The organism is Neorhizobium huautlense, assembly GCF_030811685.1.
Classification (GTDB): domain Bacteria; phylum Pseudomonadota; class Alphaproteobacteria; order Rhizobiales; family Rhizobiaceae; genus Neorhizobium; species Neorhizobium huautlense_A.
In genome coordinates, this window is record NZ_JAUSRF010000015.1 from 40,779 (window position 1) to 59,853 (window position 19,075).

Consider the following 19,075-nt stretch of genomic DNA (forward strand, 5'->3'; position numbering starts at 1 on the left):
CCTAGACGCGCATTGGCATCAGGACATAAAGGGCGTCATCGCCCGCCGTATCGCGCACCAGTGTGGGAGAACCGGCATCGGCCAGCATGAAGATGGCATCGTCGCCGGAAAGCTGGGCGGTGATGTCCAAGAGGTATTTCGCGTTGAAACCGATTTCCATCGCGTCGTTTTCATAACCGACAGCGACTTCTTCCGTGGCGCTGCCCGAATCCGGGTTGTTGACGGTGAGCGTCAACTGGCCTTCGGAGATCGCCAGTTTTACGGCGCGGCCACGTTCCGACGAGATGGTCGAGACGCGGTCGACGGCGCGGGTAAAGCTTTGGCAATCGACACGCATTTCCTTGTCGTTGCCGGTCGGGATGACGCGCTGGTAATCCGGGAACGTGCCGTCGATCAGCTTCGAGGTCATCAGGATCTCGCCGATCGTCAGGCGGATCTTTGCATCCGACAGTTCGACCGTGACGATGAGTTCCGGATTGTCGACCAGCTTCTGCAACTCGCCGACGGTCTTGCGCGGGATGATGATGCCCGGCATGCCTTCCGAACCCGACGGTGCTTCCACGTCGGCGCGGGCCAGACGATGACCGTCGGTCGCAACGGCACGCAGTTTCAGCGCGCCGCCGGCTTCGATCGTGTGGAAGAAGATGCCGTTGAGGTAATAACGGGTTTCTTCGGTCGAAATGGCGAACTGCGTGCGCTCGATCAGCATCTTCAGATCGGTCGCCTTCAGTTTGAAGGTATGGCTGAACGTGCCGGCGGTGAGATCCGGGAAATCGGATTCCGGCAGGCACTGCAGCGAGAATTTCGAACGGCCGGACTGCACTGTCATCGAACCGCCATCCGGCGTCGTTGCCAGCATCACTTCGGAACCATCCGGCAGCTTGCGGACGATTTCGTAAAGCAGGTGCGCTGGCACGGTCGTGGCACCGGCCTGCTCGACCATGGCCGGAACGCTCTCGGTGATTTCGAGATCGAGGTCGGTTGCCTTGAGTTCGAGGTTGGCGCCGGATGCGCGCATCAGCACGTTCGACAGGATCGGGATCGTGTTCCGGCGCTCGACCACGCGGTGAACGTGGTTCAGCGACTTCAGAAGGTTGGACCGCTCAAGAGTAATACGCATGGACGCTATCGCTTTCGACCGTGCCGGACCGGAGACCGGGCCGTATGTTATTGTCGTCCGCCCATGAGGCGGATGGATGTGGACGGGCAAAATGGCAGAGTTTTGTTCGCAAGCGCAAGAGGGGGACTGCCTGCGGCTGTACCATTTCAGCGTCGTACTCGATGATGCGCACAGAAAACCGGTGGTCGCAGCGGCTTGCCGAACCACAACACCTCGCCCATAAAGGCGAAAAGGCAGCATGAAAGCGAGAATGTCAGTGACGGAAGAGACGAAGACGGCAATGCGCGGTTACCGGGTCGCAAATACATTTGTGCCGGCCCGGCCGCTGGAGCCTGCGCTCTATCTTGTCGCAACGCCGATCGGCAATCTCGGTGATATCACCCTGCGCGCGCTGGAAACGCTGTCCGGTGCCGATGTGCTTGCCTGCGAGGATACCCGCGTCACCCGCGTCCTGCTCGACCGTTTCGGCATCGTCAACAAGCCGTATGCCTATCACGAACACAATGCCGATGAGGTCGGGCCAAAGCTTCTGGCGGCGCTGGAAGGCGGAAAATCGGTGGCGCTGGTGTCTGATGCCGGCACGCCGCTGGTTTCCGATCCCGGTTATCGTCTCGGCCAGTTGGCGATATCAGCCGGTTTCCGTGTCGTGCCCATTCCCGGCGCTTCCGCGCCGCTTGCCGCGCTGGTCGGTTCCGGCCAGCCGTCCGACGCATTCCTGTTTGCCGGCTTTTTGCCGGTAAAGGAGAAAGGTCGCCGTGACCGCCTGGCGGAACTCTCCAAGATTCCGTCGACGCTGATCTTTTTCGAAAGCCCGCACCGTATCGCGGCAACGCTCGCCTCGGCGGCGGATGTGCTGGGCCGGGAACGTGAAGCCTGCGTCTGCCGCGAACTCACAAAAACCTATGAGGAATTCCGGCGCGGCACGCTGGGTGAATTGGCCGACCATTATAATGGCGATGACATCACGGTGAAGGGCGAGATCGTCCTCGTCGTCGGCCCGCCGGATTATGATGATGTGCCGGGTGCCGTCGAAGTCGATGTGCTGTTGCGCGAACTGGCATCCACCATGCAGACGTCGAAGGCGGCAGCCGAAGCGGCGCGCCTCACCGGCCTGTCGAAAAAGGATCTGTATCAGCGCCTCATTGCTCTAAAGGGAGAAGATGACCCCGGCCAGCCAGAAAGCTGATCGGCGGCAAAAACGCCGTCGCGCCGAACGCCGGGGCCACTGGTCCGAATATCTGGCGGCGGCCTATCTGTTGCTGAAGGGCTATCGCATCCTTGCCCTGCGCTACAAAACCAAAGTCGGCGAGATCGATCTCATTGTCCGCAAGCGCGATCTTGTCGCCTTTGTCGAGGTCAAGGCGCGGCGGGAAGAGCGCCTTGCGATTGATGCTGTCGGTTTCGAAACGCAAAACCGTATCCGCTCCGCTTCCGATCAATGGCTCTCACGCAGGCGTGATGCGCATCTTTTGACACTTCGCTACGATGTCGTCGCGGCGCTTCCGGGCCGTTTTCCCAAGCATTTTCAGGATGCTTTCTGACGCAATTGCAATGCTGTGCAAATGGCTTAAGGCCTTGTAATCGTTCTGTCATAAATCTGTAGCTTTGCCGTCACACAAGGCCACTATCCCTCCCTCGACATTAACTGGTGGAGAGGGGTCTTATCCCATGATGAAGAAGCTTGTTCTGGCTGCTGCGGCAGTCGCTTTGTCTGCAACCACGTCGCTTGCCGCGACCGAAGTCACCTGGTGGCACGCCATGGGTGGCGAGCTCGGCAAGAAGCTCGAGGAAGTTGCCCAGAAGTTCAACGAAAGCCAGTCCGAATACAAGGTCGTTCCGACCTACAAAGGCACCTACCCGGAAACCCTCAATGCAGCGATTGCTGCATTCCGCGCCAAGCAGCAGCCGGCCATCGTTCAGGTTTTCGAAGTCGGCACCGGCACGATGATGGCCGCCAAGGGCGCCGTTTACCCGGTCTACAAGCTGATGGCTGATCAGGGCGAAGCTTTCGACACCAAGTCGTTCCTTGCACCGGTCACCGGCTACTATTCCGACACCGAAGGCAACATCCTGTCGCTGCCTTTCAACTCCTCGACCCCGATCATGTATTACAACAAGGACGTCTTCAAGAAGGCTGGCCTTGATCCGGAAGTCGCTCCGAAGACCTGGAAGGAAGTTGAGGAGTTCTCCAAGAAGATCGTCACGTCCGGCGCTGCCAAGTGCGGTTTCACCTCCGCCTGGATCACCTGGGTTCAGACCGAAAACCTCTCGGCCATCCACGACAAGCCGTTCGGCTCGCTCGAAAACGGTTTTGGCGGCTTCGACACCAAGTTCGAATTTAACGGCGACCTGCAGGTCAAGCATTGGGCCAACCTGAAGAAGTGGCAGGACGAAGGCCTCTTCAAGTATGGCGGTCCGGTTGGCGGCGATCAGGCAGCCACCATGTTCTACGCGCAGGAATGCGCCATCACCATGAACTCATCGGCCGGTCGCGCCGGCGTCATCAACAACGCCAAGAACTTTACCCCGGGCTTCGCTCCGCTGCCTTATTACGACGATGAAACCAAGGAGCCGAAAAACTCCATCATCGGCGGCGCAACCCTCTGGGTCCTGAATGGCAAGGACGACGCGACCTACAAGGGCGTTGCAAAGTTCTTCTCCTATCTGTCGAAGCCGGAAGTGCAGGCTGACTGGCACCAGTTCACCGGTTACCTGCCGATCACCAACGCTGCCTATGAGCTTGGTCAGAGCCAGGGTTATTATGAAAAGAACCCGGGTTCGGACGTCTCGATCAAGCAGATCCTGCGTGGCACGCCGTCTGCCAACTCCAAGGGCGTTCGCTTCGGCAACTTTGCCCAGGTCCGCACTGTCGTGGACGAGGAGTTCCAGTCGCTCTTGTCTGGCCAGAAGGATGCTAAGCAGGCTCTCGACGCTGCCGTCGAGCGTGGCAACACGATCCTGCGCGAATTCCAGGCCGCTAACTGATCATTGGCTTTGAAATGAGGGAAAGGATCGGCTGCTGCCGGTCCTTTCCTTGTTTGCAGGGCATCGCAACCTGGCGATGCAGCAACGGCGGACGGACATGATGGATACCAAACGAACGACATTCAACAACAAGCTGCTGCCTTACCTTCTTCTGGCGCCACAGCTGATCATCACCCTGGTGTTCTTCATCTGGCCGGCCGCGCAGGCGGTAAAATCCTCCGTCGAGCGCGAGGACCCGTTCGGTTTCTCGACGGTCTTTGTCGGCCTGACCCATTACAAGCGGCTTTTCGCCGATCCGAGCTATCTCGACAGTCTCTTGCGCACCGGTGTTTTCGCCGTCGCCGTCACGCTTCTGTCCATGGGGCTCGGCCTTGCCTTTGCCGCCGCCGTCGATCGCCTGACGCGCACCTCGCGCATCTACACGACGCTGCTCGTGTGGCCTTATGCTGTCGCCCCGGTCATTGCCGGCGTGCTCTGGTTCTTCCTGTTCAACACCTCAACGGGCATTCTTCCGTTCTTCCTGTCGCAGTTCGGCATCAACTGGAACCATGACCTCAACGGCACGCATGCGATGATCCTCATCATCATCGCTGCCGCATGGAAGCAGGTTTCCTACAATTTCCTGTTCTTCCTTGCCGGTCTGCAATCGGTGCCGCATGCGCTGATGGAAGCGGGAGCGATCGATGGCGCCGGACCCGTGAAGCGCTTCTTCACCATCGCCCTGCCGCTGCTTTCGCCGACGACATTCTTCCTGTTCATCATCAACGTGAACTACGCCATGTTCGACACGTTTCCGATCGTCGATGCGACCACCAATGGTGGCCCGGCCCAGTCAACAAACATCATGGTCTACAAGGTCTATCAGGATGGCTTTCTTGGCCTGAATCTCGGATCGTCTTCCGCCCAATCGGTGCTGCTGATGCTGATCGTCATGGTTCTGACCTTCGTGCAGTTTCGCTATGTCGAACGCCGCGTTCAATATTGAGGATCGACCATGGTTGAAAACCGCCCTTTCCTGACCTTTCTCACCCATGCCTTCCTGATCTTCGGTTTCGTGGTCGTGGCATTTCCTGTCTACGTGGCCTTCGTGGCCTCCACGCATGACCTGCCGACGCTTCTGACGGGCGCCGTGCCGATGCTGCCGGGATCGCATTTCATCGAGAATTATTCGGCTATCCTGACCAATGTCTCGGCCGCCCATGGCCTGCCGAACTATTCGCACATGGCGCTCAATTCGTTGATCATGGCCATCGTCATCACGGTCGGAAAGATCGTCATTTCGATCATGTCGGCCTTCGCGATCGTCTATTTCCGCTTCCCCTTCCGGGTGCTGGCTTTCTGGATCATCTTCGTGACGCTGATGCTACCGGTCGAGGTGCGCATCATGCCGACCTACAAGATCGTCGCCGATCTCGGCATGCTGAATTCCTGGGCCGGTCTCACCATCCCGCTGATCGCATCCGCCACGGCCACCTTCCTGTTCCGCCAGTTCTTCATGACCGTGCCGGATGAAATCCTGGAAGCGGCTCGTGTGGATGGCGCAGGCGCAATGAAATTTTTCTGGGATATCCTGCTGCCGCTGTCGCGCACCAATATCGGCGCGCTCTGCGTCATTCTCTTCATCTATGGCTGGGTGCAGTATCTCTGGCCGATGCTGGTGACCACCGACACCGGTTATTACACGCTGATGATGGGCATGAAGCGCATGGTCACCGCGCAGGACGGCGTGATCGCCTGGAATTACGTGATGGCGGGCTCGGTTCTGGCCATGCTGCCCCCCATCCTGATCGTCATTTTCATGCAGCGGTTGTTCATCCGCGGTCTGACAGAAACGGAGAAGTAAAATGGCATCCATCGACGTCGAAAAAGTCGGAAAGATCTATACCGGCGGCGTTCGGGCTGTCACCGACATCAACCTCGAGATCAAGGACGGTGAGTTCATCGTTCTGGTTGGCCCGTCCGGATGCGGAAAATCCACGCTTCTGCGCATGCTCGCAGGTCTGGAGACAATCTCCGAAGGTCAGGTGAAAATCGGTTCGCGCGTGGTCAACCGGGTCGAACCGGCCGATCGCGATATCGCCATGGTGTTCCAGAACTATGCGCTCTACCCGCATATGACGGTGCGTCAAAACCTCGAATACGGGCTGAAGAACCGCAAGACGCCGAAGGCGGAGATCGACGCGCGCGTCACCGAAGCAGCACGCATGCTGGAAATCACCCAGTATCTGGATCGCAAGCCGCGTGCGCTTTCCGGCGGCCAGCGCCAGCGTGTCGCCATGGGGCGCGCCATCGTGCGCAAGCCTTCGGTCTTCCTGTTCGACGAACCGCTTTCCAACCTCGATGCCAAGCTGCGCGTCTCGATGCGCGGCGAGATCAAGCGTCTGCAGCGCCGTCTCGGCACCACCTCGATCTATGTCACGCACGACCAGCTGGAAGCGATGACGCTGGCCGATCGTCTGGTCGTGCTCAATGGTGGCCAGATCGAACAGGTCGGTTCGCCGCTCGATGTCTATCACACGCCGGCTTCCACCTTTGTCGCCAGCTTCATCGGCTCCCCGGCCATGAACCTCGTCAAGGCCGAGTGCCAGGGCGACAGGCTCGCCATCGGCCCGGCCATGATCTCGCTGAATGGTTATGCGCCGGCATCCGGTACCGTCACCGTCGGCATTCGCGCCGAAGACCTGCGCGTTGTTTCGGGTGAGGAGGGCATGCCCTTCGTGGTCGAATATGTCGAGGAGCTGGGCTCGCAGCGCTTGGTCCATGGTCTGGTCGGCGATCAGGCTTTGACGATCGCGCTGTCGGGCGAATCCGAGATTTCGGGCACGATGCGCATCGCGGTTGATCCAGCCAGGCTGCATTTCTTCTCCGCCGACGATGGCAAGCGTATCGTCAGTGCGAATGAAGCGGCAAGGGCCGCGGCCGCATCCAGTCCGGCTCCGGTCGCCTGACTGTCACGGAATGAGGGCGGTTCGAGCAATTTTAGGTATTGCTGAAATCGTCCTCTTACCCATTTGAACTATCGTCTTTCCCGGTTGGTTATCCGGGGGACGGGACATGGCTTTGCATTACATCGCAATCGCTGCCGCAGCGGTCGGCATTCGCTCCAGTCGCGTTTCGCCACATGGAGAAACGCTTCCTGCCTTTGTCGGCGCAAGTTCCGCAACGGCGGACATGAAGCCAGCACCGGTCGAGCCAAGCTGGATTATCGCCGGCAATCCGCAGGCGCGTGTTTGTGCGCATTCCCAATCCGCCGACAAATTCGCCTCGACCGCCGTCTGGGATTGCACGGCCGGCACATTCCGCTGGTTTTTCGGCTGGGATGAAACCGTCGTCATTCTCGAAGGCGAAGTGCATGTGACCGCCGAAGACGGCAGCGAACGCACGCTGAAGGCGGGTGATGTCGGGTATTTTCGTGGCGGTACATGGGCCACCTGGCACATCGACAATTACGTGAAGAAGATCGCCTTCGTCCGCAAGCCGATGCCCATGCTGTTCTCCTATGCCTATCGGGCATGGGCCAAATTCGGGCCGAAGCGCAAGGACGGCCTCGCCGCCTGAAAAGGCGTAACGATAAGGCTGCCGAAGCAGTTGCCATCCCGCGCCTGCCGTCCTACATCAGGCGGGCATTTTCAAAGGGTGGCTTATGGCAAAGATCAAGACAGTCGCGTTCCAGATGGATCATGTTTCCGGCATCAACATTGCCGGTGATTCAACCTTTGCCATGGCGCTGGAAGCCCAGACGCGCGGCTATCAGGTGTTTCACTACACGCCCGACCGGCTGACCATGCGCGACGGCCGCATCTTTGCCGCCGTGGAGCCGATGCAGCTGCGCGACGTCAAGGGCGATCATTATACGCTCGGGGAAAAAGAACGTGTCGACCTGTCGACAATCGATGTCGTCCACCTGCGCCAGGATCCGCCCTTCGACATGGGCTACATCACCTCCACGCATCTGCTTGAGCGCATTCATCCGAAGACGCTTGTTGTCAACGATCCGGCATGGGTGCGCAACTCGCCGGAAAAGATCTTTGTCACCGAGTTTGCGGACCTGATGCCGCCGACGCTGATTTCGCGCGATCCGGAAGAGATTGCCGCATTCCGGCAGGAACTGGGCGATATCATCCTCAAGCCGCTTTACGGTAATGGCGGCGCCGGTGTGTTCCACTCGGCTCGTGATGACCGCAATTTCACCTCGCTGCTGGAAATGTTTTCCCAGATGTATCGCGGCGAGCCCTATATCGCTCAAGGTTACCTGAAAGAGGTGCGCAAGGGCGACAAGCGCATCCTGCTGGTCGACGGCGAACCCGTTGGCGCCATCAACCGCGTGCCGGCCGAAACCGACAGCCGCTCCAACATGCATGTCGGCGGCCGCGCCGAACCGACCGAACTGACGGCACGTGAGCGCGAAATATGCGCCCGCATCGGCCCGGCGCTGCGCGAGCGCGGTTTCCTCTTCGTCGGCATCGATGTGATCGGCGATTACATGACCGAGATCAACGTCACCTCGCCGACCGGTATCCGTGAGGTGAAGAAATTCGGCGGCGCCGATGTCGCAAGCCTTCTGTGGGATGCGATCGAGGCCAAGCGCGGCGCCTGATCCATCACGGAACCTGATGAACGGCCTGCTTCGCAAGAGGCGGGCCGTTCACGTTCGTTCCTGTCCTTTTTAGCCTTTGTTCCGCGGTTGCAACCTGCTTCAATCGAAATAAACGCTATGAGGGAAATCGTTCTCTAATCGTTCTTGTTTTGCGTGAGCTTCTGTGCTTGATTGCAATCCGGGGTCGTGCTCGGCGTGTGTCGGCCTCGCACCGGCGTATTGGGGGCAATGGTCATGGTGGCGCGTGTCGGTACGGTTGCATTTCAGGGCATAGAGGGAGTTCCGGTCGATGTGCAGGTCATGATCGGGCCGGGCAAGATCAACATGCATATCGTCGGCCTGCCGGACAAGGCGGTGGCCGAAAGTCGCGAACGTGTGCAGGCGGCCCTGCATGCCTCTGGCCTCGCCTTGCCGGCCAAAAAGATCACCATCAATCTGGCGCCGGCCGATTTGCCAAAGGAAGGGTCTCATTTCGACCTGCCGATTGCGCTCGGGCTGATGGCGGTGCTCGGCGCCATCCCGGCCGATGCGCTGTCCGGTTATGTCGTTCTCGGTGAACTCAATCTCGATGGCACGCTGGCACCCGTCGCGGGTGCCTTGCCGGCGGCCATCGGTGCCAATGGCTTGGGAAAGGGCCTGATCTGCCCGGCGGACAGCGGTGCCGAAGCCGCTTGGGCGGGCAACGAGATCGATATTCTCGCACCCCGTAGCCTGATCGCGCTCGCCAATCATTTTCGTGGCACGCAGGTCCTGTCACGCCCGCAGCCGGCCATTCGTGCACCCGCAACGGATCTGCCGGACCTTGCCGATATCAAGGGTCAGGAAAGCGCCAAGCGGGCGCTGGAAGTGGCGGCTGCCGGGGGGCATAACCTCTTGATGATCGGCCCGCCCGGTTCCGGCAAATCCATGCTTGCCGCGCGCCTTCCCTCCATCCTGCCACCATTGACGGCACCGGAGCTTCTGGAAGTGTCGATGATCCATTCGATTGCAGGCCAGTTGTCCGGCGGAAAGCTGTCGGATCGCCGACCCTATCGGGCGCCGCATCATTCCGCCACCATGGCAGCCCTTATCGGTGGCGGACTGCGGGCCAAGCCTGGAGAGGCGTCGCTCGCTCATCACGGCGTGCTGTTTCTCGACGAGTTCCCCGAATTCTCTCCGCAGGTTCTGGATGCGCTGCGCCAGCCGCTGGAAACGGCCGAATGCGTGATCGCTCGCGCCAATCACCGTGTCACCTATCCCGCCGGCATTCAGCTGGTTGCCGCCATGAACCCGTGTCGCTGCGGCATGGCGGGCGAACCCGGCCATACCTGCGCGCGCGGACCGCGTTGTGCCGCCGATTATCAGGCGCGCATTTCCGGCCCGCTGATGGACCGTATCGATATCCGCATCGATGTACCGGCTGTCTCGGCTGTCGATCTCATCCGCCCCGTGGCAGCCGAAAGCAGCGCCGATGTCGCCCGTCGTGTCGCTCGCGCCCGTGCCCGCCAGCAGGCTCGTTTCGAGGAGGCGGGGCAGGGCGGCATCACCACCAATGCCCGCTGCTCGACATCGATGATCGAAACCTTTGCCGCGCCGGATCAGGCGGGCCTGCAATTGCTGCGGGACGCTGCGGAAAAACTGAAATTTTCAGCCCGCGGGTATCATCGTGTATTGAAGGTTGCCCGAACGCTCGCCGATCTCGATGACAAGGAAACGGTCGGCCGCATCCATCTGGCCGAGGCCATTTCCTACCGGATGGCGGGAGAAAGGATGGCGTCGGCAGTGGCTTAAAAATCTCAGAAAATCGCCGGGCTATTAGAGCAGCCCGGCTAGAGAAAAGGTAGCGTCAGCCGCCAAGCCCTTCGAAAAGTGCCGTCGAAAGATACCGCTCGGCAAAGGACGGAATGATCACCACGATATTTTTGCCGGCATTTTCCGGGCGGCTGCCGATCTCGATCGCGGCTTTCAGCGCAGCGCCGGAAGAGATGCCGACCGGAACGCCTTCCAGCCGAGCCACATGGCGGGCGGTTTCCAGCGCGTCGGCGCTGGTGATGGTGACGATCTCGTCATAGATTTCGGTGTCGAGGATTTTTGGCGCAAAGCCTGCGCCAATGCCCTGGATCTTGTGCGGGCCGGGTTCGCCACCGGAAAGCACCGGCGATTCCTTCGGCTCGACGGCGATGACCTTGACGTCGGGCTTGCGCGCCTTCAGCACCTGACCTACGCCGGTAATCGTGCCGCCGGTGCCGATGCCCGCCACAAAAATATCGACCTTGCCATCGGTGTCGTTCCAGATCTCTTCCGCCGTGGTCTTGCGGTGGATTTCCGGGTTGGCCGGGTTTTCGAACTGTTGCGGAATGATGGCATCCGGCGTCGATGCGGCCAGTTCCTCGGCCTTGGCAATGGCGCCCTTCATGCCCTTGGCGCCTTCGGTCAGCACCAGTTCGGCGCCGAGAAGCGCCAGCATCTTGCGGCGCTCGATCGACATCGTCTCCGGCATGGTGAGGATCAGCCGATAGCCCTTGGCGGCGGCGGCAAAGGCGAGCGCAATGCCGGTATTGCCGGAGGTGGGCTCGATCAGCGTCGTTTTGCCCGGTGCGATACGGCCGTCCGCTTCCGCCGCTTCCAGCATGGCAACGCCGATACGATCCTTGACCGAGGCGATCGGATTGAAAAATTCCAGCTTGGCCAGAATATTGGCCTTCACACCCTTTTCACGCGCCAGTTTGTCGAGACGCACCAGCGGCGTATCGCCGATCGTATCGGTGATGGAGGAATAGATGCGGCCGCGGCCGGGCTTCTTGTCGGACATTGTCTTTCTCCGTTCAGGCGTGTGACGAGGAAAATAGGTGTTCTTGCCGACCTATGCGAGAACAGTCCGACGAAACCTTTCGTTGCGGAGAGAAAAAATCTCCGTTTTTCCGTAGTTTCGGGTTAAATCGTTCGTCATGTCTAGGCGTGTTGATAAACAGCAACTTGACCCGCTGGCGCCCACCTCGTGACCGTTCGGCCGGCCGCGGATATCCGTTTCCGACAATCAGAAATGCGCCAGTTCCGGCAGGCGGATCGGCCCATCCGGGCGGAGAGTGTCAGGGCCGCGCATCATCAGGACCAGCGGGGCCTCGTCCGCCATAGTCGTCACGCCGCATCCGAGACGGTCGGGCACGAAATCGACCACCACACGGCTCGGCGTCCGGCCCATCGCGGACAGGATATCGCCGAGTGCCGGCATGTCATGTGTCACGACGTCGAGCAGTTCGAACATGCTTTCGCGGTTGAAGCGCCAGGCGATGATCGTATCCAGCTTTTCAAGGTAATCGAGCCGGACGTCGTCTGACAGCCAGGCATTGAGGAGAAACATCTCGCTCTGCCGCGCCACGGCAAACTGGTTGGAGGCGGGCGCTCTCGTCGCCAGCATCTTTCGTGTCAGGGCAAGGTCGTCGGGCTGGTGGAGATCAAGTCGACGGACAGAGGGGGCTGCGCCACCAATTGCCGGCATTTCTGCCAGAAACCGGGCTTGCGGCAGAACCACAAAACCGTGCTTTTCGTAAAGCTTCGGTTTTTCCGTATAGAGCAACGCAGCCTCGAAAGCCTGCGCATCACACCAGGCCAAGGCCTTTTCCGTCACATCGCGAAACAGGCCGCGTCCGCGAAATTCCGGCCGCACCGCGCCGGATTGCAGGCCCGCGGCGCGCACGGGCCGACCATTGATCATCATCGGCAGGGTGAAGGCGGAAAGATTGGCAATCAGCCGGTCGTCATCATCGAACCAGCCGAAGGCCATGCTGCTGGCATCATGCCCGCCCAGATGGTCGAGCGGGGTAATGTCGATGCCGAAAATATCGTGGAGAAGCGCGGCCAGTGCTGCCCGGCGGGCAGCATCATCGAGGTCGTATTGCCGGAATGTCAGGCTATCAGCCTGAAGGCCAGCCGCGCGGCCGGTCATTATACGCCGGTCGAACCGAAGCCGCCGGCGCCGCGGGCGGTCTCGGTCGTTTCGGAAATCTCGGTCACGCGCACCTGCGTCACCGGCGCGATGATCACCTGCGCAATGCGCATGCCGCGGGTGATGACAAAATCCTCGTCGCCGAGATTGGCCAGAATGACCTTCACTTCACCGCGGTAATCGCTGTCGATCGTGCCGGGCGAGTTGAGGCAGGTAATGCCGTTCTTGAGGGCAAGGCCGGAGCGCGGACGGATCTGCGCTTCAAAGCCGTTCGGGATCTCGAACACGAAACCGGTCGGCACCAGCGTCCGCTTGCCCGGTGCAAGCGTGATGGCATCGTCTTCGGCAACGGCTGCGCGCAGGTCCATGCCGGCGGCGCCGGATGTTTCGTAGGAAGGAAGTTCCAGTCCGTTGCCATGCGGCAGGCGGAGGAGTTTCAGTTCGGGCGAGGAGGGAGCGTGAATATTCATCCTCCTATTAGGCGGACGGCAACTGCCGGGGTCAAACACGAATTGAAAGTTATCCACTAAGTCGCTAGAAGGCGGCAACTCAAAGGATTTGACAAAAATGGCCGAAACATTGGCAGAGGCGGTTTCCCGCCGCCGCACTTTTGCGATCATCGCCCACCCGGATGCCGGCAAGACCACGCTCACCGAAAAGCTGCTGCTGTTCGGCGGCGCCATTCAGCTCGCCGGTGAGGTCAAGGCCAAGAAGGATCGTATCCAGACGCGTTCCGACTGGATGAAGATCGAACGCGAGCGCGGCATTTCGGTCGTTACCTCGGTGATGACCTTCGAATATGCCGACAAGGTCTTCAACATTCTCGATACGCCCGGCCACGAAGACTTTGCCGATGACACCTATCGCACGCTGACGGCTGTCGATGCGGCGATCATGGTCATCGACGCCGCCAAGGGTATCGAGCCGCGGACGCTAAAGCTGTTCGAAGTCTGCCGCATGCGCGACATTCCGATCATCACCTTCATCAACAAGATGGACCGCGAAAGCCGCGACATCTTCGAGATCCTCGATGAGGTGGAAGAAAAGCTGGCGCTGGATACCGCCCCGGTCACCTGGCCCATCGGCCGCTCGAAAAGTTTCTGCGGATCCTATCAGCTGGCTGAAAACAAGGTGCGCGGTCCAGACAGCGAAGAGGCCGTGACCGTCAACGGCCCGCAGGCCGTCGCGGATCGTCTGCCGGAAAACGAACGCGCTGCCTTCGTGGATGAAGTCGAACTGGCACGTGAGGCTTGCCGTCCTTTCGACAGGCAGGCTTTCCTCGAAGGCCATATGACGCCGGTCTTTTTCGGCTCGGCGCTGCGCAATTTCGGTGTGCGCGATCTCATCAACGCATTGGCCGATTTTGCTCCGCCGCCGCGCGATCAGGTGGCGGATATCCGCACGGTGCACGCGGCCGAAGAAAAGATGACCGCCTTCGTCTTCAAGATCCAGGCCAACATGGATCCGAACCACCGCGACCGTATCGCCTTTGCACGCATCTGCTCCGGCAAGCTGGAGCGCGGTATGAAGGCGCGTCTGGCCCGCACCGGCAAGCAACTCGGCCTCACCGCGCCGCAGTTCTTCTTCGCCTCGCAGCGTCATATCGCAGACACCGCTTTTGCCGGTGACGTTGTCGGCATCCCGAACCACGGCACGCTGCGTATCGGCGATACGCTGACCGAGGGTGAAAACCTGGTTTTCCAGGGCGTTCCGAACTTCTCGCCGGAAATTCTGCGTCGCGTGCGTCTCGAAGATGCGATGAAGGCGAAGAAGCTCAAGGAAGCCCTGCAGCAGATGGCCGAGGAAGGCGTCGTGCAGCTGTTTTCGCCGGAAGACGGTTCGCCGGCCATCGTCGGCGTTGTCGGCGCGCTGCAGCTGGATGTCTTGAAAGAACGTCTGTCGGCCGAATATTCGCTGCCGGTCTCGTTCGAAATGTCGCGTTTCTCCGTCTGCCGCTGGGTGTCGTGCGACGACAAAGCGGAGCTCGAAAAATTCGTCACCGTCAAGCGCGGCGATATCGCCCGCGATCTCGATGGCGATCCGGTGTTTCTGGCGCAGGATAGTTTCTCGCTGCGGTATGAATCCGAGCGTTACCCGGCCATCAAGATGGCTGCCATCAAGGAATATCACGTCGCCAAGGCGGCGTGACTTTCAAGCCTCGTCGAGCTTCAGCTCGGCACGCCCGCTGGTAAGGTCGGAGATCAGCCGTGAAACGGTTTCGGTCTCCGCCTCCGGTATCCGCAGAACAAGATCGGCGCCTGTCGCGGTAAACTGTTCTTCCGCAATCCCGAGATCCGTGATTGCCAGAAGTTTTGCTTTCACGCGGGCCAGATCGGAAAACTCGATCCCCACAACGCCCTGAACGGTGGGTTTCACCTCCACCAGCGATGCCGCACGCAAACAGGCCGCCGCCGTGCCGCCATAAGCGCGCACCAGCCCGCCACTGCCCAAAAGAATGCCGCCGAACCAGCGGGTGACGATCACCAGAACCTGATCCAGCGATTGCCCATCGATTGCAGCAAGGATCGGTTTGCCCGCCGTGCCACTCGGTTCTCCATCATCGGAAAAACGATAGGTCGAGCCTATCCGCCAAGCCCAGCAATTGTGGTTGGCATCGGAAAAGCCGTGTTCAGCCAGTGCGGCCTTCACCTCCTCCTCGTTGGAAACGGGGAGAGCGATGGCCGCAAAGCGACTATTCTTGATGACCTGTTCGAATGTGACGGCTTGCGCGAGCTGGAACATGTCCGAGCTTTAGCGGCGCGCTTTCACCGAGGGAAGTGGCGGGCCGGTTCAATCCGTCGTCAGGTCTTTCAAAAAGTCGTCGCACCAGCGATTGATGTCGTATTCGAGGAGATGGTCCATCATCTCGCTCCAGCGCTGCTTGCGCTCTTCCAGCGACATGCTGAGGCCGCGTGCTATGGCATGCGCCGTGCCTTCGATATCATAGGGGTTCACCAACAGTGCGCCCTTCAATTCGCGGGCCGCACCGGCAAAACGCGACAGCACCAGAACGCCGGGATCCTCCGGGTCCTGTGCCGCCACATATTCCTTAGCAACGAGGTTCATGCCGTCTCGCAGCGGTGTCACGAGGCCGATCTTGGCAAGCCGGTAAAGACCCGCCAGCAGCGGCCGCGCCACCGAGCGGTTGACGTAACGGATCGGCACCCAGTCGACCGTGCCGAGTGCTCCGTTCACGCGGCCCGCCTGTTCCGCCACGGTGCGCTGCATCTGTTCGTATTCCGGCACTTCCGAGCGCGATTTCGGCGTGACCTGAAGATAGGTCACCTTGTTCTGATAGGCCGGGTTCAGTTTCACGAACTGTTCGAACGCGTCGATGCGTTGGGTAATGCCCTTGGAGTAATCCAGCCGGTCGACGCCGATGATCAGGTCGCGGCCCTCGATGCTGTCCTTGGCCTTTTTTACCATGGCATTGCGCGATGCCTTGACGGCGTATTCGGCAAAAGCCTTGGTCTCGATGGAGATCGGGTAAGCGCCGCCCTTGAAGGTGCGGCCATAGGTCGAAAATTTTCGGCCGCCTTCCATGCGCTCGCCGATACCTTCGCGCACCAGCCCGCCGCCAAAATTGTCGAGATCGAAATCGGTGTGAAAACCGACAAGGTCGTATTGCGAAAGCCCGCGCATGATCTGCTCATGTACCGGCATGGCAAACAGCACGTCGGCCGGTGGCCATGGAATATGCAGGAAGAAACCGATCTTGTTTTTAAAGCCCATCTGGCGCAGTTCGGCGGCGAGCGGGATCAGGTGATAATCATGCACCCAGATGATGTCGTCTTCTTTCAGGAGCGGCGCCAGCTTGTGGGCGAAGAAGCGGTTGACGCGAAAATAACCGGCCATTTCCTTGCGGGCATATTCCGCCAGATCCAGCCGGTAATGACAGATCGGCCAAAGCACCCGGTTGGCAAAACCGTGGTAATATTCCTCGACATCGGTATCGGTCAGGTCGGTCAGCGCATAGGTGATGTTGCCGCGCTCGATGATGTCGAGCTTTTCCGGTTCGCGGTCACCGCTGGAATTGCCGGACCAGCCCATCCAGATGCCGCCGCGTTCCTCCAGCGCTGCCTGCAATGCAACGGCAAGGCCTCCGGCAGGCGCGTCACCCGCCTTTTTCGGAATGGTGACGCGGTTCGAAACGACCACAAGGCGGCTCAAGGCAAATTCCTTTCAAAATATCAGCGGATGGGTCAGCGAGCGAGGCTGGCCAGAATGTCGCGAAGCTCCTGTGCGGACGAAAGCAGCAGGGTGGCAGCGGTGGTGCTGCCGTCGGGAAGGGTCTTGTCGCCGATGCGGATGGAATGCCCGCCGAGTTCGTTGGCGGCGCGAAACATTGCCTCGTCGGTCAGGTCGTCGCCCACGGTAATCGGCAGACGTCCGGCAAAGGGTGCCTCATTCAGAAAACGCTTCACGGCCTCACCCTTGCTGGCGCGGGCAGGGCGCAGCTCGATCACCATCTTGCCGCGCTGCAGGGAAAATTCGCTGCCAGCCTTCTTCGCTGCGTTTTCCATCAGCGCATCCAGTTCGGCCTGCCGCTCCGGCGCCTGACGATAATGCGCACCGACGGCAGCACCCTTGTCCTCGATCAGAACGCCATCCCATCCGGCCGCATTGGATGCGATTTCCGCCTTCAGCGCTTCGAATTCCGGTGTCACCGTGATGCGGTCCACCGTGCCGCTGGCCATACGCTGCTCCGCGCCATGCAGGCCGGCAATCGGAAAGCGGTGCGGTTCAAAAAGCCTGTCGGCGTAGGGGAGGGCACGGCCCGTCACCAATGCCAGGCCGCCGCCGAATTTCTGCGAGACGGCCGCGAGGTTGGACGGCAGTTCCGGCGGCACGACAATGCCGTCAGGCGTGGCGGCCAGATCGATCAACGTGCCATCGATATCGAAAAAAACGGCGAACCGGTCGAAGTCGCCAAGAAGATCGCATACGCCGGAAGAAGACGGTGAAAGACCGCCATCCTGCGTGGCTTCACGAGTTTTTGCTTGCTGAGACATGCGGTGATAACTAGGTCCGGTCTGCCCAGCGGCAACCCCGCTTGCCCGGAAATGGCCGCACTTATGCCGTTCCGTACGGTACCGGTCGATCGTGTCCATCGCGCAACACTGTTTATATGCGTTGCAAAATGTGAAGCCTCAACCGTCGTAATTCCGTCACGAATGCTGCTAGGTTAAGCTTTCATTAGCCAAATGCGTCGACCCTTTGAAATATGCGCCGCGTCATGTTCGCGGTCTCGATCGGAGCAGTGAACCCATGTGCCGTTGGGCAGCCTATCGTGGTAACCCTCTTTATCTCGAAGAGCTTGTATCCTCGCCCGCACATTCGCTGATCGAACAGTCCCATTGCGCCAACCGTGCCAAGACCGCCACCAATGGCGATGGTTTTGGCATTGCCTGGTATGGCGATCATCCGGAACCCGGTCGTTACCGCGATATCCTGCCGGCCTGGTCGGATTGCAATCTGCGCAGTCTCGCCCGCCAGATCCGTTCGCCGCTGTTTCTGGCGCATGTGCGCGCCGCCACCAATGGCGGAACGCGGCGAGACAACTGTCATCCTTTCGTGCATGGCCGCTGGTCCTTCATGCACAATGGCCAGATTTCCGGGTTCGAGCGTATTCGCCGCCGCATGGAAGCGCTGCTGCCCGATACGCTGTTCGATGCCCGCGCAGGAACGACCGATTCCGAGCTTCTGTTCCTGCTCGCCCTGCATTTCGGCCTGGAGAACGATCCACTCGGCGCAGTGGCGGAAGCCATCGCCACGGTCGAGGATTTTTCGCATCGTCATGGTGGTGATGCGCTGGTGCGGTTCACCGCCGCCTTTTCCGATGGCGGCCGGCTTTACGCGGTGCGTTATGCCACCGACCACAAGCCGCCGACGCTTTATGCAGCACCGATGGGCGGTAAATGCGGGAAAACGACGGGTTATTGCCTCGTCTCCGAACCGCTCAACGATGATGTCGATGCGTGGATGGAAATCCCGGATGGCAGCGCCATCACGCTCTGCGACGACGGCATGAAGCGGGAAATTTTCGAGCCGAAGCTGCTGTCGGTCGCGGCCTGATCATTTTGCGGGCAGGGTGATGCCCAGTTCCGTCCGGAGTTTTTTGGTCAGCCCGGCAGCCACCAGCTCGTATGATCTGGTCATGTAATGCGCGATCTCGTCCTTCGATAACGGCGCGCCAGATCCGATCTCCACCCATTTGCGCTTGGCGAAATAGGGGGCCTGGCCGATGCCTTCGAGCGCGGTCAGGATCTCAAAACTTTCTTCCGAACATTTGACGACGATACGCGCCTCGCTATCGCCCAGAAGCGCAAAGGCCTTGTCGCCCACCTTGGCCACATGGCTGTCCCACTGGTCCACGAAACTCGTGCCCGGCAGCTTTTTCACAAAGGCATCAAAACCGCTTTTCGTGAACAGGCTCATATCCGCGCTC

At 60.1% G+C, this 19,075-nt stretch carries 19 protein-coding genes; 11 read left to right on the plus strand and 8 right to left on the minus strand.

Translation table 11 applies throughout. From position 1 onward, the window contains the following. Window position 1: 1 nt before the first annotated feature. A complete protein-coding gene (gene dnaN / locus J2T09_RS20260) occupies window positions 2-1,120 on the minus strand; it encodes a DNA polymerase III subunit beta (protein ID WP_306837819.1) in 1,119 nt (372 codons plus the stop codon). Window positions 1,121-1,370: 250 nt separating this feature from the next. Here dnaN and rsmI point away from each other — a divergent pair, with 250 nt between their 5' ends. The 9 genes from rsmI to J2T09_RS20305 all read left to right on the plus strand — a co-directional run bounded on the left by rsmI (window position 1,371) and on the right by J2T09_RS20305 (window position 10,472). After that, on the plus strand, window positions 1,371-2,306 hold the full coding sequence (gene rsmI, locus J2T09_RS20265) for a 16S rRNA (cytidine(1402)-2'-O)-methyltransferase (RefSeq protein ID WP_306837820.1): 936 nt from the start codon (window positions 1,371-1,373) through the stop codon (window positions 2,304-2,306). Then, window positions 2,281-2,661, plus strand: a complete 381-nt coding sequence (locus J2T09_RS20270; RefSeq protein ID WP_306837821.1) for a YraN family protein — start codon at window positions 2,281-2,283, stop codon at window positions 2,659-2,661. Before rsmI ends, J2T09_RS20270 begins: the two co-directional genes overlap by 26 nt. Before the next feature lie 130 nt (window positions 2,662-2,791). Beyond that, window positions 2,792-4,105, plus strand: coding sequence for a sn-glycerol-3-phosphate ABC transporter substrate-binding protein UgpB (gene ugpB / locus J2T09_RS20275; RefSeq protein ID WP_306837934.1), 1,314 nt, complete (start codon window positions 2,792-2,794; stop codon window positions 4,103-4,105). A gap of 100 nt (window positions 4,106-4,205) precedes the next feature. Then, window positions 4,206-5,090, plus strand: a complete 885-nt coding sequence (gene ugpA, locus J2T09_RS20280; RefSeq protein ID WP_306837936.1) for a sn-glycerol-3-phosphate ABC transporter permease UgpA — start codon at window positions 4,206-4,208, stop codon at window positions 5,088-5,090. A 9-nt stretch (window positions 5,091-5,099) separates the two neighbouring features. Beyond that, window positions 5,100-5,948, plus strand: coding sequence for a sn-glycerol-3-phosphate ABC transporter permease UgpE (gene ugpE / locus J2T09_RS20285; protein ID WP_306837822.1), 849 nt, complete (start codon window positions 5,100-5,102; stop codon window positions 5,946-5,948). Window position 5,949: 1 nt separating this feature from the next. Further along, window positions 5,950-7,053, plus strand: coding sequence for a sn-glycerol-3-phosphate import ATP-binding protein UgpC (locus J2T09_RS20290; protein WP_306837823.1), 1,104 nt, complete (start codon window positions 5,950-5,952; stop codon window positions 7,051-7,053). 106 nt (window positions 7,054-7,159) lie between these two features. Continuing rightward, window positions 7,160-7,663, plus strand: coding sequence for a cupin domain-containing protein (locus tag J2T09_RS20295; RefSeq protein ID WP_306837824.1), 504 nt, complete (start codon window positions 7,160-7,162; stop codon window positions 7,661-7,663). A gap of 85 nt (window positions 7,664-7,748) precedes the next feature. After that, entirely contained in the window at window positions 7,749-8,702 is a 954-nt protein-coding gene (gene gshB, locus J2T09_RS20300) for a glutathione synthase (RefSeq protein WP_306837825.1), read from the plus strand. Window positions 8,703-8,936: 234 nt separating this feature from the next. Beyond that, window positions 8,937-10,472 (plus strand): YifB family Mg chelatase-like AAA ATPase, encoded by a 1,536-nt coding sequence (locus J2T09_RS20305; protein WP_306837826.1) that lies wholly within the window; start codon window positions 8,937-8,939, stop codon window positions 10,470-10,472. A gap of 55 nt (window positions 10,473-10,527) precedes the next feature. Here J2T09_RS20305 and cysK read toward each other — a convergent pair whose 3' ends face one another. From cysK to dut, 3 genes are all read right to left on the minus strand, one after another. Continuing rightward, the gene (gene cysK / locus J2T09_RS20310; RefSeq protein WP_306837827.1) at window positions 10,528-11,493 is read right to left on the minus strand and encodes a cysteine synthase A; all 966 of its coding nucleotides are present in this window, start codon (window positions 11,491-11,493) and stop codon (window positions 10,528-10,530) included. Window positions 11,494-11,718: 225 nt separating this feature from the next. Further along, window positions 11,719-12,627, minus strand: coding sequence for a GNAT family N-acetyltransferase (locus J2T09_RS20315; protein WP_306837828.1), 909 nt, complete (start codon window positions 12,625-12,627; stop codon window positions 11,719-11,721). Then, on the minus strand, window positions 12,627-13,097 hold the full coding sequence (gene dut / locus J2T09_RS20320) for a dUTP diphosphatase (protein ID WP_306837829.1): 471 nt from the start codon (window positions 13,095-13,097) through the stop codon (window positions 12,627-12,629). Before dut ends, J2T09_RS20315 begins: the two co-directional genes overlap by 1 nt. Before the next feature lie 97 nt (window positions 13,098-13,194). Here dut and J2T09_RS20325 point away from each other — a divergent pair, with 97 nt between their 5' ends. Then, the gene (locus J2T09_RS20325) at window positions 13,195-14,775 is read left to right on the plus strand and encodes a peptide chain release factor 3 (RefSeq protein WP_306837830.1); all 1,581 of its coding nucleotides are present in this window, start codon (window positions 13,195-13,197) and stop codon (window positions 14,773-14,775) included. Between the two features lie 3 nt (window positions 14,776-14,778). Here the strand turns inward: J2T09_RS20325 and J2T09_RS20330 are convergent, their stop codons facing one another. The 3 genes from J2T09_RS20330 to otsB are packed head-to-tail and all read right to left on the minus strand — an operon-like array spanning window position 14,779 to window position 17,639. After that, entirely contained in the window at window positions 14,779-15,369 is a 591-nt protein-coding gene (locus tag J2T09_RS20330; protein WP_306837831.1) for an IMPACT family protein, read from the minus strand. A gap of 48 nt (window positions 15,370-15,417) precedes the next feature. Continuing rightward, entirely contained in the window at window positions 15,418-16,797 is a 1,380-nt protein-coding gene (gene otsA, locus J2T09_RS20335; RefSeq protein ID WP_306837832.1) for an alpha,alpha-trehalose-phosphate synthase (UDP-forming), read from the minus strand. A 32-nt stretch (window positions 16,798-16,829) separates the two neighbouring features. Further along, window positions 16,830-17,639, minus strand: coding sequence for a trehalose-phosphatase (gene otsB / locus J2T09_RS20340; protein ID WP_306837833.1), 810 nt, complete (start codon window positions 17,637-17,639; stop codon window positions 16,830-16,832). Window positions 17,640-17,895: 256 nt separating this feature from the next. On the opposite strand from otsB, the gene J2T09_RS20345 reads away from it, so the two are divergent. Then, a complete protein-coding gene (locus tag J2T09_RS20345; RefSeq protein WP_306837835.1) occupies window positions 17,896-18,702 on the plus strand; it encodes a class II glutamine amidotransferase in 807 nt (268 codons plus the stop codon). Here the strand turns inward: J2T09_RS20345 and J2T09_RS20350 are convergent, their stop codons facing one another. Beyond that, complete coding sequence (locus J2T09_RS20350; protein ID WP_306837836.1) at window positions 18,703-19,065, minus strand: MmcQ/YjbR family DNA-binding protein; 363 nt, start codon at window positions 19,063-19,065, stop codon at window positions 18,703-18,705. Window positions 19,066-19,075 lie beyond the last annotated feature (10 nt).

Coding starts and splice junctions, on each gene's coding strand:
- dnaN (WP_306837819.1), bottom strand. CDS start 1,120: ATGCGTATTACTCTTGAGCGGTCCAACCTTCTGAAGTCGCTGAACCAC.
- rsmI (WP_306837820.1), top strand. CDS start 1,371: ATGTCAGTGACGGAAGAGACGAAGACGGCAATGCGCGGTTACCGGGTC.
- J2T09_RS20270 (WP_306837821.1), top strand. CDS start 2,281: ATGACCCCGGCCAGCCAGAAAGCTGATCGGCGGCAAAAACGCCGTCGC.
- ugpB (WP_306837934.1), top strand. CDS start 2,792: ATGAAGAAGCTTGTTCTGGCTGCTGCGGCAGTCGCTTTGTCTGCAACC.
- ugpA (WP_306837936.1), top strand. CDS start 4,206: ATGGATACCAAACGAACGACATTCAACAACAAGCTGCTGCCTTACCTT.
- ugpE (WP_306837822.1), top strand. CDS start 5,100: ATGGTTGAAAACCGCCCTTTCCTGACCTTTCTCACCCATGCCTTCCTG.
- J2T09_RS20290 (WP_306837823.1), top strand. CDS start 5,950: ATGGCATCCATCGACGTCGAAAAAGTCGGAAAGATCTATACCGGCGGC.
- J2T09_RS20295 (WP_306837824.1), top strand. CDS start 7,160: ATGGCTTTGCATTACATCGCAATCGCTGCCGCAGCGGTCGGCATTCGC.
- gshB (WP_306837825.1), top strand. CDS start 7,749: ATGGCAAAGATCAAGACAGTCGCGTTCCAGATGGATCATGTTTCCGGC.
- J2T09_RS20305 (WP_306837826.1), top strand. CDS start 8,937: ATGGTGGCGCGTGTCGGTACGGTTGCATTTCAGGGCATAGAGGGAGTT.
- cysK (WP_306837827.1), bottom strand. CDS start 11,493: ATGTCCGACAAGAAGCCCGGCCGCGGCCGCATCTATTCCTCCATCACC.
- J2T09_RS20315 (WP_306837828.1), bottom strand. CDS start 12,627: ATGACCGGCCGCGCGGCTGGCCTTCAGGCTGATAGCCTGACATTCCGG.
- dut (WP_306837829.1), bottom strand. CDS start 13,097: ATGAATATTCACGCTCCCTCCTCGCCCGAACTGAAACTCCTCCGCCTG.
- J2T09_RS20325 (WP_306837830.1), top strand. CDS start 13,195: ATGGCCGAAACATTGGCAGAGGCGGTTTCCCGCCGCCGCACTTTTGCG.
- J2T09_RS20330 (WP_306837831.1), bottom strand. CDS start 15,369: ATGTTCCAGCTCGCGCAAGCCGTCACATTCGAACAGGTCATCAAGAAT.
- otsB (WP_306837833.1), bottom strand. CDS start 17,639: ATGTCTCAGCAAGCAAAAACTCGTGAAGCCACGCAGGATGGCGGTCTT.
- J2T09_RS20345 (WP_306837835.1), top strand. CDS start 17,896: ATGTGCCGTTGGGCAGCCTATCGTGGTAACCCTCTTTATCTCGAAGAG.
- J2T09_RS20350 (WP_306837836.1), bottom strand. CDS start 19,065: ATGAGCCTGTTCACGAAAAGCGGTTTTGATGCCTTTGTGAAAAAGCTG.